10 protein-coding genes and 1 pseudogene are annotated in these 15,189 nt (G+C 64.7%); all 11 read left to right on the top strand.

The features are described 5' to 3' along the window. Window positions 1-40 precede the first annotated feature (40 nt). Window positions 41-763 (top strand): hypothetical protein, encoded by a 723-nt coding sequence (locus tag B7G54_RS18040; protein WP_244289368.1) that lies wholly within the window; start codon window positions 41-43, stop codon window positions 761-763. Window positions 764-819: 56 nt separating this feature from the next. Beyond that, on the top strand, window positions 820-4,161 hold the full coding sequence (locus B7G54_RS18035) for a type VI secretion system Vgr family protein (RefSeq protein ID WP_085040292.1): 3,342 nt from the start codon (window positions 820-822) through the stop codon (window positions 4,159-4,161). A gap of 86 nt (window positions 4,162-4,247) precedes the next feature. Continuing rightward, entirely contained in the window at window positions 4,248-4,745 is a 498-nt protein-coding gene (locus tag B7G54_RS18030) for a hypothetical protein (protein WP_244289367.1), read from the top strand. Between the two features lie 155 nt (window positions 4,746-4,900). Next, a complete protein-coding gene (locus B7G54_RS18025) occupies window positions 4,901-5,395 on the top strand; it encodes a hypothetical protein (RefSeq protein ID WP_085040358.1) in 495 nt (164 codons plus the stop codon). A gap of 106 nt (window positions 5,396-5,501) precedes the next feature. Continuing rightward, the gene (locus tag B7G54_RS18020; protein WP_085040291.1) at window positions 5,502-8,345 is read left to right on the top strand and encodes a type VI secretion system Vgr family protein; all 2,844 of its coding nucleotides are present in this window, start codon (window positions 5,502-5,504) and stop codon (window positions 8,343-8,345) included. Window positions 8,346-8,347: 2 nt separating this feature from the next. Continuing rightward, a complete protein-coding gene (locus tag B7G54_RS18015) occupies window positions 8,348-9,253 on the top strand; it encodes a DUF4123 domain-containing protein (protein ID WP_085040290.1) in 906 nt (301 codons plus the stop codon). Further along, the gene (locus tag B7G54_RS18010) at window positions 9,253-11,931 is read left to right on the top strand and encodes a T6SS effector BTH_I2691 family protein (RefSeq protein WP_133059184.1); all 2,679 of its coding nucleotides are present in this window, start codon (window positions 9,253-9,255) and stop codon (window positions 11,929-11,931) included. The genes B7G54_RS18015 and B7G54_RS18010 overlap by 1 nt, the downstream gene beginning before the upstream one ends. A 5-nt stretch (window positions 11,932-11,936) precedes the next feature. Next, window positions 11,937-13,025, top strand: a complete 1,089-nt coding sequence (locus tag B7G54_RS18005; RefSeq protein WP_085040288.1) for a DUF6708 domain-containing protein — start codon at window positions 11,937-11,939, stop codon at window positions 13,023-13,025. A 99-nt stretch (window positions 13,026-13,124) separates the two neighbouring features. Then, window positions 13,125-14,069 carry a dTDP-4-dehydrorhamnose reductase family protein gene (locus B7G54_RS18000; RefSeq protein WP_085040287.1) on the top strand — a complete coding sequence of 315 codons (945 nt, stop codon included), beginning with the start codon at window positions 13,125-13,127 and terminating at the stop codon, window positions 14,067-14,069. Between the two features lie 126 nt (window positions 14,070-14,195). Next, window positions 14,196-14,366: pseudogene (locus B7G54_RS17995) on the top strand (helix-turn-helix domain-containing protein); the annotation flags it as partial. Window positions 14,367-14,610: 244 nt separating this feature from the next. After that, window positions 14,611-15,015, top strand: a complete 405-nt coding sequence (locus B7G54_RS17990) for a VOC family protein (RefSeq protein WP_085040286.1) — start codon at window positions 14,611-14,613, stop codon at window positions 15,013-15,015. Window positions 15,016-15,189: the final 174 nt, after the last annotated feature.

Here is a 15,189-nt window from a genome sequence, read left to right as displayed (position 1 = left end):
GCGTCGCGTGAGGTGGCGCTACGTCGTGTTGCTTGTTGTCGTGCTGCTCGCGGCAATCGTGTTCGGACTGGATAGGAGTCGGCGCATGCCATTGATCTACGTGATTCCGGAAGGCTATGTCGGCCCGGTGGTCGCATTGTTCGACCAGCCCGACGGTGTCGAGCCGGTCCGTGCGAAGGACGGGCTCGAGGTGCGGGTGCCCGCGAACGGCATCGTCAAGATAAAGGGCAACCCGAAGCTCGGGCATTCGGAGGCGTTTCCAAAGAGCACGGTGGTGTTCGAGCTGGAGAAGCACGACGGCAGCCGCGAGGTGCTCCAGGAAGCGATCAACCCGTGGCAAGACTACGACCGGAACGACGATCCGCACTGGAAAGTCGGTATTCGCGATGCGCAGGGGAATCTGCGCACCATCGCCGTTTCCGACCGGAAGGACGGGTTCGTGTTCGACGATTTCCCCGAGTCGGATCGCAGCCGTGTCATGGTTTTCTGGCACGAGTCGTGCCAGGACCGCGTGTTCGGTCCGGAGTCGGATGCGTATCTCGCCGGCGAAAAGTCCGCCGAGGAACTGCACGTTCCGCCGTGCGGCGAGTTCGTCGTGGGCGCCTTCGATCACATCCGGCAGTGGCCGGAATGGATGTTCCTGCGCGGCAAGGGCAAGCAGGAAAAATCGGGAGTCAGGAATCCTACGTACAGTTCGATCCAGGAGCTGGTCGACGAGGCGAACGCGCGGGTGGCCAGGAAGAAGGCCGACGCGATCAACTGAGCGATTCCGCGTGACCGGCAACGAGCCTCGCGGCCGGCGTGACGCAAGAGGACGGAATGGATATTGCTGCTGCATTGAAGGGCTATTCGCAAGCGACTCGCCAGATCCGGATCGATACGGCGATGCCGGGTGCATTCGCGGTCGAGCGGTTTCATGGCCGCGAAGCGATGGACGAATCCTTCCGGTTCGAGATCGACGTGCTGTCGAGCACGCCGTTCCTCGACCTGAATCCGCTGCTCGGCACGGCGATCCGCCTGCGTCTCGCGACCGGCGCGGGCGAGCGCTGCTGGAACGGATACGTGGTGCGGGCCGCATACAGTGATAGCGACGGCGAGATCACGCGTTACCGGCTGACGATGGCCTCTTGGCTAGAATTGCTCCGGTTTCGCCGCAATTGCCTGTATTTCGTCGGCCTCGATACCGAAGGCATTTGCGAGCGCGTGTTCGGCGACTATCCGGAGGCGCATCGGCGTTATGAACGGACGGAGCCGTTGCGCACGTTCGAGCTGCGCGGCCAGTATCGCGAAACCGACTTCGACTTCGTGATGCGCCAGTTGTCCGAGGCCGGTCTGTCGTTTCGTATCGAGCATGCGCAGGACGTGGGCGAAAAGCCGTCCGGCAACCATACCGTCGTGGTGTTCGACCGGCGCGCCGGACAACCCAAAGGCAGCACCGTCACCTACAACCGGCAGGACGTGGGCGACCTCGACGGTGTGATGACCTATTTCACCACGCGTCGCCAGCTGGTCCCGGATCGCGTCACCGCCGCGAGCTGGAAAGCGAGCAATCTCGTCGCGCTCGCCGGGCATGCCCAGGACGACGCCGATCGCGATGCACCCGCGATGCCCGCGCGCGAAGTGCTCGACGCGCAGCGTGCCGGCCGTTTCGAGACGTCGGACCAGGCGAAGCGCTACGCGTCGCAGCGTCTCGACGCGCTGCGTTTGTCAAAGCGGATTCACTATGGCGCCGGCTCGTCGCGCACACTGGAGATCGGCAAGGTTCACACGCTGACCGGCTATCCGGACGGTACGGTGTCATTCGTCCCGCTGACGCTCGAGCACGAGGCGGTCAACAATCTCGGCGCCGATATCGCGCAACTGCTCGAGCACGGCGAACTGGAGCAGGGGCTCTATCGCAACCGCTTTGCCGCGGTGCCGCCCGGCGTGCCTATCGTGCCGCCTTACCGCGACCGGCCGGTCGTGCATGGCGTGCAGACCGCGACCGTCGTCGGCGAACCGTCGAACCGGGTGAGCAGCACGCGCGATCATCAGGTGCGCGTGCAGTTTCCGTGGATGCGCGGCACGGCGCCGCTGCCGGGCGGACTGACCGACACCGCGAGCCGGTCGAACCCGCACGGGCACGCGCCGGGCGACCACCGATCCGGCGTGGTCGCGCGCATCGCCGAACAGGCGGCGGGCCCGAACTTCGGCCACAGCTTTACGCCGCGCATCGGCGCGGAAGTCGTGGTTGGCTTCGACTCGGGAAATATCGACATGCCGGTCGTGCTGGGCCAGCTTTACGGCGGTCGCGTGCAACCCCCGTTCGCGGCCGGTGAAGGCAGCAGCGCGAATCATGCGGGCGTGCTGACCGGCATGCAGACGCAGACACTCGACGGCACAGCGGGCAGCCGCTGGGTGATGGACGATTCGTCGGGCCAGTTGCGTCACGAACTTTCCAACAGCGTCGCGAACAGCCGGCTTGCGCAAGGCTATCTGATCGATCAGCAGGGCACGGTTCGCGGTGCCTATCGCGGTGAAGGATTCGATCTCGCGACCGAAGGCTGGGGCGTCGTACGGGCGGGCGAAGGCGTGCTGGTGTCGGGCACCGCGCGCACGGAAGCGGCTTCGACGCAAATGGATCTGGGAGAGAGCGTTGCCCAGTTGAAGCAGGCGGTGAAAACCGCACTGGGTCTCGACGAGTCGGCGGCGCACGCGACCGCCGGCCGGCTGTCGGCGAACGCCGCGCAGGCGGATTTCCTGAAGGCGATCGATCCCGCGCAGGACGGCAAGTACACGGGAGCGGTGAACGGGCAGAGCGCGACCAAGCCGGCCGCCGGCGGACAGGGCGGCAGCGGGGATCCGGTCGAGCGCTTCGCGGTGCCGGCCGTCGTGCTGGAGTCGCCGCAAAACGTCGTGATGAGTACCGGCAACAGCGCGGTGACCTATGCGGAGAAGCATGTGCATCTGACCGCGCAGGGCGATGCGCATCTCGCCGCCGCCGCGACGGTCGCCGGTGCGTCCGGCGATGCGGCGAGTGTGTACGCGGCCGCGGGCGGGATCAAGGCCGTGGCCGGCCACGGGCCGGTCAGCGTCGAGGCGCATGCATCGTCGATGCAGATCCTGGCCGACCAGTCGGTGCGCATCACGTCGTCGGATGACCGGATCGACGTGCTCGCGAAGGATGCGATCGTGCTTCAGCAGGGGCCGAGCAGGATCACGCTGAAGGGCGCGGACATCCTGGTCGAGACGCCCGGATCGTTTGCCGTCAAGGCGGGCGCCCATCCGTTCATGGGGCCGGGTGCGCAGTCGCCGGTGCTGCCGGCGCTCCCGATACCCGTGCCGCTCGCGCTTTACGACGAGCAACTGCGCTTCGTCAACGCGGACGGCGTGCCGCTGTCGAAGGTCGCTTATCAGTTGAAGCTGGCCGACGGCACCACGGCGTCGGGCGTGACCGATGACGCGGGCAAGACCGAGCGCGTGGCGTCGGCGAGCCCGCTGGGGATCCTGTCGGCGCTGCTGACCCCGACCCAGATGGTGGACTGCTGTGGACGCACGTCGGGCACGCCGCCAACGCCGGTCGAGGTCAAGATCAAGGGCGTGCAGACGAACCAGTTTCAGTTAGGTGAATCGGAGCAGACGGTGACGGTCAAGGGACACGATCGGCCGTTGACGGCGGGCGAGATCGAGATGGCCCGGACAGTCTTCAAGGACGGCATCGATTACGACAAGGTGCGGGTGCACCGGGGGAGTTACTTCTGGTTCGACATGCAGCGCAAGAGAACCGCGGTTACCCCTAACGGGCACATGTATTTTCGCGACGAGGACTTTCTCGAGGACTTCTCCGCCGCGTCGGTGGCGGTTGGCGACATGGCGTGGTTCATGCACGAGATGACGCACGTCTGGCAATATCAGCTCGGATATTCGGTGCGCTGGCACGGGCTGACCGTCACCATTCGCGGCGAGAGTGCCTATCAGTACACCATCACGCCTCAGAACGTTTTTCACGACTACAACATGGAACAGCAGGGAAATCTGGTCGCGGATTATTTCGCGATTCATGTGCTCAAGAAATACCAGGCGATCATTCACCGCGGATACGTCGGTGCGCCGGAAGAACTCAACTGGGTGCTCGCGCCATTGCTGCGGGATCCGAAGAATATGGACAATTTGCCGAAGTAGCGAGACGGGCGCCGTCGCACGGTGGTGATGTTTGAATTCCTGATCAACTCAAGTGGTTTCGATGCCGCGATGAATGGATTCGAAGCATGAGGAAAATTTTGCGAAGCAGTGCCGTGGCATGTATATCGTGCTGGTTTTTTGCCTCATGTGCGGTCGCCACGTCGCATGGTCCGATTCGCCTGGACATCAGGCAGATCGACGGAAAACCGGCTGCTTGCCTGCCGGCAAGTGATGACACTGGTTCCGACCCGATCCAGATCCGCGGGGTCGATGTGACGAGACGGACCGGCCCGGTCAGTCCCGTTGTCACGTATTGGGCGCTGGAGGTTCCGGAGAGTGCGCCGCCGGTTTATCTGAAGCGAGGCGAGTGTCTCGTCTATGGCCAGACCGTGGCCGGTGCGGTTGTGCGTGCGGCGCCGAGGGCGCTGGACATCAACAAGTTCTACAGCATCTCGATCGTACCTGGGGGGGACTATGGCCCGGTGTACAGCTCGGCGTTTTGCGTGATCAGGCAAGCGGGAGGCGGTGTCCGCATTGCGACGCCGGGGCAGGAAGGGAACCCGTGCGCGTCGGCCGGATACTGAGCGGCGCAATGGGCTCCGAGTCGTGGCGTACCGGCCGCGGATGATGACGCGGACAAGGTTGCGCCGAGCGCCGTTGACGGGCTTTGATCATGGTTATGTCGGGTCACCCCAAGCGCTTGATCACATTCTTGTGCCGTTCCGGGAGGATCAGGGGAATGCAGACACTGTTCCGAAACAGCGCGCTGGGCTTGCTCGCGTCGTTGTCTTGCCTGTCGCGCGCGATGGCAACGTCGGAGGCGCCCGTCGAACTGGAGATCAGGCAGGTCGACGGGAACCCTGCCGCCTGCCTGCCCGTGAGCGACGAACGGGCAGGAAGCGTAATCCGGATCCGCACGGTGGGTGTCGCCAGGCCGACTGGCCCGGCGAGTCCCGACTTGACCTATTGGTGGTTGGAGATGCCGGCCGAGGCCGAGCCAGTCTACCTGAAGCGCGGCGAATGCCTGGTGTATGGACAGAAGGTGAAAGGTGCAATCGTGCGTACGCCGCCCAAACCGCTGGATCTCGACCGGACCTACTACGTCTCGATCATTCCGGGCGGGGATGCCGGCCCGGTCTATGGCGCGGCGTTCTGTACGCTCAGGCAGGCCGTTGGAGGTGTGCATATCGCAGTGCCGCAGCGTGACCGGAATCCATGTGCCCTCGCTCACTGACCGGCTTGCGGGAATGCCGGCCGACTTCGATCGGACGGCAGTTGTACGTTGGCCACGACACGAGGCGTAGCGAACAGCGCGCGTCGTACCTACAACGAACACATTCATGTCGACGAATATGGACGTTCTAAAAAAACTCGCCGGAGACTGGTCGCAGTACGACCGGTTTCTCTGGGTCACCACGCCGCTGGGCGCGAACGCGCTGGTCGCCGAGAGTCTGCTCGGGTGGGAGGCGGTCGATCACGGCGGCTACCGGTTCCAGTTGACGGCGTTGTCCGGGAACGCGGCGCTGCCGCTGGAGCGCCTGGTCGGCGCGACGATCCTGATCGAATGGCGTGCGCGTGAAGGCAGCGACGTCCGCCGTCCCGTTCACGGTCACATCATTGCGGCGGAGCGGATCGGCTACAACGGCGGGCTTGCCCGCTTTCGTCTTGAGGTCGAGCCGTGGCTCTCGGTGCTCCGTCAGCGCGTCGATCACTACAATTTCCAGAATGCCAGCGTGCTCGACATCAGTGAGCAGATTTTCGGTTATTACACCGCGGGCACCGTGGTGCCGGCGTGGCGCTGGGCGCTGGCCGATCCCGCCAGATACCGCAAGCGCAGCCTGACCACCCAGGCCGGCGAATCCGACTTCGATTTCCTGCAGCGGCTATGGGCCGAAGAGGGCATCTTCTACTGGTTCGAGCATGCCGGTGACGCCCATGCGTCCAGCCTCGGCAAGCACACGCTCGTGCTCGCCGACTCGAACCAGTCATTCACGCCGAACAAGCCGGCGGTCATCGGCTTCCACCAGACGAGCGACGGCGATCCGGCGGGCAGCATCCAGCACTTCATGACCGCGCGTCGCTGGCGTATCGGCCGGGTCGCGCGCGCCAGCTGGGATCACCGCACGCTGTCGAACCGGCTGACCGGCGCGCAAGTTGACGGCGTCGCAATGGCCGGCGAAGATCGTGACGTCTCCGGTCCTTATGCGTTCCAGACCGCGGCACTCGGCGATCAGCGCGCGCGCCAGCAACTCGACGCGCAACGCGTCGCCACGCTGTGCAGCGAGGGGCGCAGCACGTGCATGACGCTGCATCCGGGAATGCGTTTCACGATCGACGGGCATCCGGCGCTGAAGGCGTCGGACGCGTTCGTTTGCCTGCGCGTTCAGCACAGCGTGCGCGCGAACGTCGATGCGGACGTTCACGCCGCGATCGAGCAGGCGCTCGGCGACATACCGCCGATGCTGGACACCGACGTGAACGAATACGGCGTCGCCCATGCGCTGCACGCCGCGCTCGGCAGCGGGACGCACGACGGCGCGCCGCTGGTGGGCAACGAATCCGTCTATGCGAACAGCTTCGTCGCCTTGCCGGCCGGACAGACGTACCGGCCGCTGATCGAAGGAGGTCACGGCGCGCACTCGCATCCCGTGGTGGCGGTGCAGGGTGCGCAAACGGCGATCGTCGTGGGTGCGGGTGATCCGGTTCACACCGATCGCGATTACCGCGTCCGGATCCAGCACCATGCGCAGCGCGGGCAGAAGGCCGCGAGTCTCGAGGATCATCCACACGTGCCCAACGCGCCTGCCGATCGGAATGCCGGCACATGGACGCGTGTGCTGACGCCGGTCGGTGGCGACAACTGGGGCGGCGTGAGCGTGCCGCGCGTCGGGCAGGAGGTGTGGACCGAATGGCTCGAGGGACAACCGGACCGGCCGGTGGTGGTGGGCTCGCTGTACAACGGCCAGGGCAATGCCGATGCGCAGCACAATGCGCAAGCGGGCGGTCCGGCCAGCAGCACCGGTAATGCGGCCGCGTGGTTCGCGGGCAATGGCCATCCCGCAGCACTGACGGGCATCAAGACGCAGGATCTGAACCTGAGTCAGCAAGGCACGGGCGGTTATCGCCAGTTCCTGCTCGACGACACGGCCGGCGAGGCGAGCGCGCGTCTTTATACGACGAACCACAATAGCGGGTTGACGCTGGGTCATCTCAAGGAGATTCAGGACAACCAGCGGCAGGCCGATCGTGGGTATGGCATGGAGTTGACGACCGACGCGGCCGCCGCGTTGCGCGGCGGCTCGGGCATGCTCGTCAACGCGGCGCGCGGCGCCAGCCAGATGGATGCGAGCGCGGCAGGCCAGGTGCTGACCCAGAACCGTCAACTGCTCGACGGTCTCGCAGAGGCGGCGCGCACGCAAGGTGCCGAGCCGGCGCAGCCTGCCGCCCGTGTCGGCGCTGCGCCGGGTGACACGGGACATGCGACGGGGCCCGACGGATCGACGCAATCGGCCGCCGTGACCGGGTTGCAGCAGAGCGAACAGGCGCTCGCCGCGACGCGCGCCGGTCGAACGTCCGCCCAGGCCGGCGGCGGCAGCGGTAGTACTGTGGCATGGTCGCGTCCGCATGTCGTCGCACACGGCGCGGACGGTCTCGCCGCCGTGACGCCCGGCAGCCAGGTCTGGGTGTCGGGGACGGAGACCGTGCTGAGCGCCGGCCAGGATCTGCAATGGACGGCCAAAGGCAAGACAACCCTGGCGGCAACTCATGGCATTGCGTTCTATACACAGGGCAACGCCGCGGGCGAGCGCCCTGTCGCCGGGCAAGGCATCGCGTTGCACGCGGCCTCCGGCGCGGTGAGCCTGCAGGCGCAGAACGCGGGCACGCTCGGCGCGGCCGCGCAGCAGGCGGTCGTGTTGTCGAGCAGCCAGGGCGCGGCGAATCTGCAGGCACCGAAGCGTCTGCTGCTGAATGCCGCGAAAGCGTACCTGAAGATGGAGGGCGGCAATATCGAGGTCGGCGCGCCGGGGCGGGTGGAATTCAAGTCGGCGCAGCGCGAACTGACCGGGCCTCGCGGCGCGGGTGGGCAAACCTCGCTGGGCAGCAGCAGCGCGAAGGATTGCCAGTTGCGCTTGTCGGGAGCAGCCGCGAGCCACGACAGCATCGTCATGCTGCCGGCGGGCTGACGATGGAACGCATCGACTTCGACGGTCACGCGCTCGATGCGCGCCACTTCCTGCTACTCGACCCGTTGCAGGGCGACGAGGACGCGATGCTGTCGTGGCAAAACCTCCCGTTGCGTGCGCTGGCGCCGCCCGGATTCGACGCGCAGTCGCGGCAGTTGCCGTTCCTGCTGGCCTGGCAGGACTTGAGTGACGCGCAGCGCACGCAGGCGCTGCGTTTGCTGACCGATCGCGACGACGCGACCGCCGCATCGCTGTGCGTCGGGCTGCTGCAGTCCGACGCGGTGTCCGCATTTGTGCGCGCGCATCTGCGGCAATTGCTCGTGCCGCATTTTCCGGATGGCGCGCGCGGCGTATTCCGCTTCTACGACCCGGTCGTGTTCCTGCATCTGGGCTGGATGCTAGATGCCGGCCAGCGGTCGGTGCTGTTCGGCCCGGTGTCGGTCTGGACGTTCCCGTCAGGCGGCGCGTGGCTTGCGTACTCGACGCCGTCGCAAGGATCGCATCACGTGCGTTTCGCGCCGGGCGAGGCGGTGTGGCGCCGTATCGGGCGTATCGGTGCGGTGCACGCCGCGCTCGAAACCGAGCCCGCGTGGCGCGCCGAGCCGGTGCTGTACGGCCCGCAGGTCGAAGCGTGGCTCATCAGAGCCGAAGCGCACGGCCTGAGCGAACGCGACGACGTCATGGCGTTTGCGCGGCACGGGATGTTGAAGTATCCGGGGTTCGATACGCACCCCGAAGTCATTGCAATGCTGCAGCAGTGCGCGGGGCACCCGACCCGTTACCGGCGTCTCACGTCGCTCTGGAGCGACGACGACTGGCAGGCCATCGTCCGGGATCTGGAGCGAGCGGCCCAGGCGAGACACGTTGCACCGGCGAATACCGATCACTCGACGCAAGGAGCGAGTTGATGACGACACCCTGCCCCTTCTGTGAAAAGAAAGGCTTGCCGATCCTGCCGATACGGTATGGCATCGCGCCGACGAAGACGTTCGGCAGCTACAAGGTCACGCACCAGCCGCCCGACGCGACGGCGCTGCTGGGGCCCGCAGAGGTGCCGCTGAACGTCAGCGAAACCGTTTATACGGGGCGCACGTTGCGCCCGGGCTACCTGTACCTGTTCTACGAGACGCACCAGCACTGGGAAGCGTACGCCGTCGATGAATCGGGAATCCTGTCGATCGTGCCGCTCGTCGACGACAAGCCGCCGGGTGGCGATCGTTTCCACGAAAACTGCAAGCGCGATGCGATCAAGCTGGCCAATGCGTCGGTGGTCACGATCCAGGATCCCGGCAGCGCGGGCAAGGTGTGGTTCGGGTTTTCCGATGCGTGGTGGACCAAGGCGATTCGCGACAAAAATGCGGGATTGTCTGCGAACGAGCGGAAGAAGTTCATGCGTCTCGTCGATATCGGCGCCTGGTACAACCACGGCACGCCCGGGGCGCCGCAACCTGCTCACGCGTTCCAGATTTACCAGGTCGACATGATCGTCGCCGAATATGCGATGAAGCTCGTGGACGAGGTCAGCGCGTTGCGGTGGAGCCCGTTCCTGTGCCGCGACATCCTGTCCGCCACGACGCTCAAGACGGTATGCGACGGGTTGGCGCCCGCGAAGGGCCTGGTGCTCGTGCTTCAGGATCCGGCCGGTATCGCGCAGGAAATTCCGGCGTACATGAATGCGCGATGGGAGGGGTTCTCGGATCAGTGGAAACGGCCGACCGACCTGGATACCAACCTGACGAACCTGCAGGCCGCGGTCGAACGTCAGGCCGAGATGAATCTGTACAACAGCCGGGTCCGGCAATCGCAGGACGATTACAACCAACTGGTCAAGAGCGGCGGGACGGCTTTCCTGCTGGAAAGCTACCGCAAGCAAATGCAGCCGCTGCTCGATGAGGCCAGGAAAGTGAAGTTCACGGCGAACGACCTCGATCACGCGCGTACCGAGGCGTGGGGCAAGTACGACAAGCTGATCAATCCTAACCTGCGCAAGACGTATCGGCAGCAGTATGAAAAGGCATCCGACGAATACGACAACCGGATCATGCGGCCGCTGGCGGAAGCCCACGTGGCGTGGATGCGAAGCGCCGGCATGACGACGGTGTTCGATTACCACTTCGATGCGAAGGACATCAACACCGGGGTCGGCTTTACCGCGTTGTTCGCTGCGTGCGTGATGGGGACAGGCGGCTATGGGCCGTGCGTGAAGCTCTACGACGAGTGGTTGCGGGGCGGCATGGCGGCTCACAACCTGATATGGCGATCGCTGTTCTTCAACCATCCCGAACTGAAGGCCCATGCTGCAGAGGCCAGCGGGGGCGCGCAGAAGGACGACGGCAAGACGGCTGATACGGCCAACCATCTGCCGAACCCCGGCAAATGGTCGAAGTTGTTTTCGCTATACAAGACCGTGATCAGCAAGCTCAAGATGGCGGGGGAAAACGCGTACAAGACAATCGACAGCAAGAATACGCTGCCGGAACTGATCGTGGAGCTCGGGCCGAGGATGGTGGCCGTGATCAAGGAACGCGATCCGGCGTCCGAAGACTTGAAGACCGTACTGGGGATGCACGCAGGCATGCCGGTGCAGCGGTTGCAGGTGGTGGGCTCGCGGCGCGACGTGTTCAGCGCGATGCACGAGGCGCTGGAAACCTTGCAGCCTGCCGCGAGCGGTCCGGACAAGGCCGATCGCGCGATGATCGTGCAGGCACGGATGGCCATCCTGGAAGAGGAGGCGAAGAAGGCCGGCTACAGTCTCGATGAGGAAGTCAGGTCGTGGAACCTGCTGCTGGACGCCAGCGAGGCCGACAAGGACGCGTTGTATCGGCTGCCTTCCGACGCGCAAGGCAAGCTCGCGGCCGACCGGGTGCTGTCGCTCGGGAAGGCGCCGGGCGCGGAGGTGGTCACGAAGATTCCGGTCAACAGCTATATGGGCACGGTGCTGCGCTATGCGCGGTCGCCCGGCATGCTCGCGTCGGTGTCGTTGGTGTTTTCGACGCTGGGGTGGGCGAATGCAGAGGACGCGATGGGCAAGGCGCTGAAGAGTGAACAGGGGCGCGTGGCATGGGCGTTCAGGACTGCTACGGTCGGTTTGGTGGGGGGCACGCTGGACCTGGTCAGCACCGGCATCAAGTCGTCCGGCGTACGGCGATTGCCATTGCTCGGGCCGGTTGCCAAGAGCCTGGGTGGGGGATTTCTGCGTTTTGTAAAGGTGGGTGGTGCGGGCGCGGGGGTTGTGGCAATGTGGATTGCGACCGGCATCGATGCTGTGAATCTTGTCGAAGCATGGAAAAAACGCGAAGGTGCGATGGTCGTGCTGTATTTCACCCGAATGTCTGGTGAGGCTTATTTGACTTTCGGCTTGACTCGCGCATTGTTTGTCGCGATTGCGAGCGGAGCAGAGGTGGAATCGTTAGGGCCACCAGCGTGGATCGTTACGGCAGTGATCCTGATCCTGACGGTATCGATAGATATTTTCAAGGATCCTCCGACGTTGACCTGGACGCGCAATTGTCTCTGGGGGCCTGAAAACAGCTACGCGGATGGTCCCGAGGAACAGAAGAACTACGAAAACGCAATTGCAGGGTAAGAAATATGAGTAATGACTCGTCGTTAAAGGCCTACTGGGGCCAGCTGTTCAGCAAGCGCTACTGGCTCGAGGCCGAGTTCGGAATGCCGCCGAAGGATCCTTGGGCGCCGACGGGCGAAATGCTTGCGTACGAACTTGGCAAGACGAAGCCAGCACGGATCACCGGGCAGCCGACGTCGCTGGATATGGCCGTGTCGTACAACGCAACCTATCTGGAAGTCGCCGATAGCCGATACATGCGACGTGGCTTCGGCGGGATGGTGTTCACGCTTTTGCTGATGCCGCTTCTGTTTGTCGACACACTGGTATTGATCTCGATCTTTACCAATCGATTCGATTCGATTGCTCTTTCGCTGGTGCTTCTCGCATTGCTTGTGATATTGGGCGTCCCTTTGATCTTCATGATCGGCTATCAATGGAAGCAGGACATGTTGAGCTATACCTACAAACCGATCCGGCTGGTGCGCTCCACACGCAAGGTCCACGTGTTCCAGCATAACGGCCCCGACGGCGTGTGGTCGCTCGATTGGGACAAGCTGGTGTTCTGCCTGAAGAAGGGCGGACTGAACTGGGGTGTACTCGGCTATTTGCCGGACGCGAACGGGCAAGTGACGCATGCGTTTTACCTGGGCGCCGTCATGCCTGTCCATCCGAAGGGTATCGGACCAGATGAACCACTGCTTGCACACTGGGAATACTTTCGTCGCTACATGGAGGAGGGGGCGGTGAGTGTGCCGGCTCCGGATCTGTTATTGCCCATCGAAAACCGCCGTGAACCGTTCCTTTACGGCATGTACCGCCTATGGCAGATGTTCGGCCCGTTCGCGGTGCTGTTCGCGCCGCTCACGACGCTCGCGGGTGTGTTTCGCTGGATCGGGATGCGCATGAGCCGTCTGCCACGCTGGCCGGCGGAGATCGCCGCGCAATGTCAGGTGTCACCGGATGATGCGACCGTGCAGCCCAGGAAGAAGCCCTACAGCCGTGTGTCGGTCGCGACGGGTACGGTGGTGATGCTTGCGCTCGATGCGGTATTGCTGTGGCTGCTGTTCACGCAGGTGTTCGGCGTCGATCGCCTCTTCGCTCACGGTTCGTGAGACGGCAGGCACGCAGCCGACGTAGCAGGGGAGTCGACATCGGTTGCCTGTTCTTGTATAGATTGGGGGGTTCCCGTTTCCCTTTCAAAGATAGCTACCGTGCCGCACCCGACCGTCCTTCTCATCGGCGCCGCCGGCCTCCTCGGCCGTGCGGTTGCCGCATCCCTGGCCCGCGAATCGTCGTTGAACCTCGTCGCGACCATCCGGAACCCGCAAAGCGCAGGCGCAAAACGCCTTGCGCTGCCCGCGGAAAACCTCGCCGAACTCGACGTCCTCGACGAGCCGGCCCTCGAACACCTCTTCGCCACCCGCCAACCGGCCGCCGTGATCATCTGCGCGGCCGAACGCCGCCCGGACGTCTGCGAACGCGACCCTGCCGCCGCCCGCGCGATCAACGTCACCGCGCCGGCCCGCATCGGTGCGCTCGCCGCGCGCCACGGCGCGTGGACACTCGGCATCTCCACCGACTACGTCTTCGACGGCAAGGCGGCCCCGTACCGTGAAGACGCCGCGCCGAATCCGCTGAACATCTACGGTCGCACGAAACTGGAAGGCGAGGCGGCACTCCTCGCCGCGTCGCCGCTGTCCTGCGTGCTGCGCCTGCCGCTGCTCTACGGCCCGATCGTCGACTGGAGCGAATCGGCCGTCACGAGCCTCGTGCCGGCGATCGTCGCCTCCGCGCGGCCGGGCGCCGACGCGGTCGGCATGGACGCATGGGCGATCCGTTACCCGACGTATACGCCGGACGTCGCGGACGTCATCCGCGACCTGACGCTGCGCCATCTCGCGGGGGCATCGATCACGGGCCTCCGTCACTGGTCGGGCGAGGAGCCGATGACGAAGTACGACATCGCACAGCGGATCGCGGCCGCGCTCGGCATCGAAGCATCGCTCAGGCGGATCGACCAGCCGACCGACGCGACGCCGCGCCCGTACGATTGCCATCTGGACGCGTCGCGTGTGCGCGCCGCCGGGATCGATCACGCGACGCCGTTCGATATCGCGCTGCGCGCCGTGCTGCGCGATGCGCCGCAGGTGCTGTAGGATCGGGCGCCACTCGCGGCCCGCGCTGCGCAAGCCGCATTCGTCCATCGCGGCGGCTGCGCGGCGAATGCGGTTCGCGAATACCGACCAGCACGTCACTGCCCACCCAGGAGCCGAGCCAGGCAACTGAAATGGCTCGAGGACTTCGTCGAACTCGCGCGTACGCGCAGCTTCATGCGCGCAGCGAAGAACCGGTTCGTCACGCATCCCGCGTTCGGCCGCCGCATCCGGTCGCTCGAGGAATGGGCCGGTACGCGGCTCATCGCGCGCCCGAAGCCGCTCGGACCGACGGCGGCGCGATGCCGGCCACCGGAGAGGCGGCCGAGCATCATCACAAGATTGCCGAAGCCGTGCGTGCATGACGCCACGGTTACATCTTGTCTCGTGAATCCGCTTGCGTGCGGCGAAACCGAGACCCCGAGCAACCCGCAGCCGCCATCTTCTTGTCGTCATTGAAGATCATTCAATGGCGAAGCCAATTATCAGGATCGACCGGCGTGCGACAGAATGCATACAAGACTTTCCAGCATGGACACGAAGCATGCATTTCGACCACGCCACCATCGTTACCGATGACATTGACGGTACACGCCGCTTTTTCGATGAGGTCGTCGGTCTTGATATCGGGCCTCGACCGCCGTTCAGGGTGGACGGCTATTGGTTGTACCTCGATAGCCGCCCGATGATTCATGTCACGCGCGCAACGCTTCCCGCGCACGAAGGCCGTAGCGCGCCGCGCATCGATCACATTGCGCTTCGCGTCGACACGCACCGCGAATGGGCGACGTTGATCGATCGACTGACCAGCAGGCGGATCGACTACGCGTTGAGTGAAGTACCGTTGTCCAACGAGCTTCAGTTGTTCGTGTCCATTGCGCCGGGTGTTTCCGTCGAATTCGTGACGGCGCTCGCCGCCGATGAGCAGCGTGGGACGCCGAACCGATGACCGGATCTGCGGCGTCGTCTCGCGGAAAACAGGGGGCTTGCCGACTTCGCCGGCGCCCCGTTGTTCGGCGGTGACAGGCGCGGCTACCGCGACGGTTCGGCATGGACGGCTGACAACCCTTTGCCGCAAGCGGCATTCAGAACATTTGATGCGTGCGACGGGCGCGGCTTCGCG

It is taken from the genome of Burkholderia puraquae (assembly GCF_002099195.1).
Lineage (GTDB): Bacteria > Pseudomonadota > Gammaproteobacteria > Burkholderiales > Burkholderiaceae > Burkholderia > Burkholderia puraquae.
Note: the sequence above shows the minus strand (reverse complement) of the source record. Positions and strands in the feature narration are given on the sequence as shown.

Excerpts from the sequence above, each read along its gene's own strand:
- B7G54_RS18030 (WP_244289367.1), top strand. The coding sequence starts at position 4,248 with ATGAGGAAAATTTTGCGAAGCAGTGCCGTGGCATGTATATCGTGCTGG.
- B7G54_RS18020 (WP_085040291.1), top strand. The coding sequence starts at position 5,502 with ATGTCGACGAATATGGACGTTCTAAAAAAACTCGCCGGAGACTGGTCG.
- B7G54_RS18035 (WP_085040292.1), top strand. The coding sequence starts at position 820 with ATGGATATTGCTGCTGCATTGAAGGGCTATTCGCAAGCGACTCGCCAG.
- B7G54_RS17990 (WP_085040286.1), top strand. The coding sequence starts at position 14,611 with ATGCATTTCGACCACGCCACCATCGTTACCGATGACATTGACGGTACA.
- B7G54_RS18025 (WP_085040358.1), top strand. The coding sequence starts at position 4,901 with ATGCAGACACTGTTCCGAAACAGCGCGCTGGGCTTGCTCGCGTCGTTG.
- B7G54_RS18015 (WP_085040290.1), top strand. The coding sequence starts at position 8,348 with ATGGAACGCATCGACTTCGACGGTCACGCGCTCGATGCGCGCCACTTC.
- B7G54_RS18010 (WP_133059184.1), top strand. The coding sequence starts at position 9,253 with ATGACGACACCCTGCCCCTTCTGTGAAAAGAAAGGCTTGCCGATCCTG.
- B7G54_RS18005 (WP_085040288.1), top strand. The coding sequence starts at position 11,937 with ATGAGTAATGACTCGTCGTTAAAGGCCTACTGGGGCCAGCTGTTCAGC.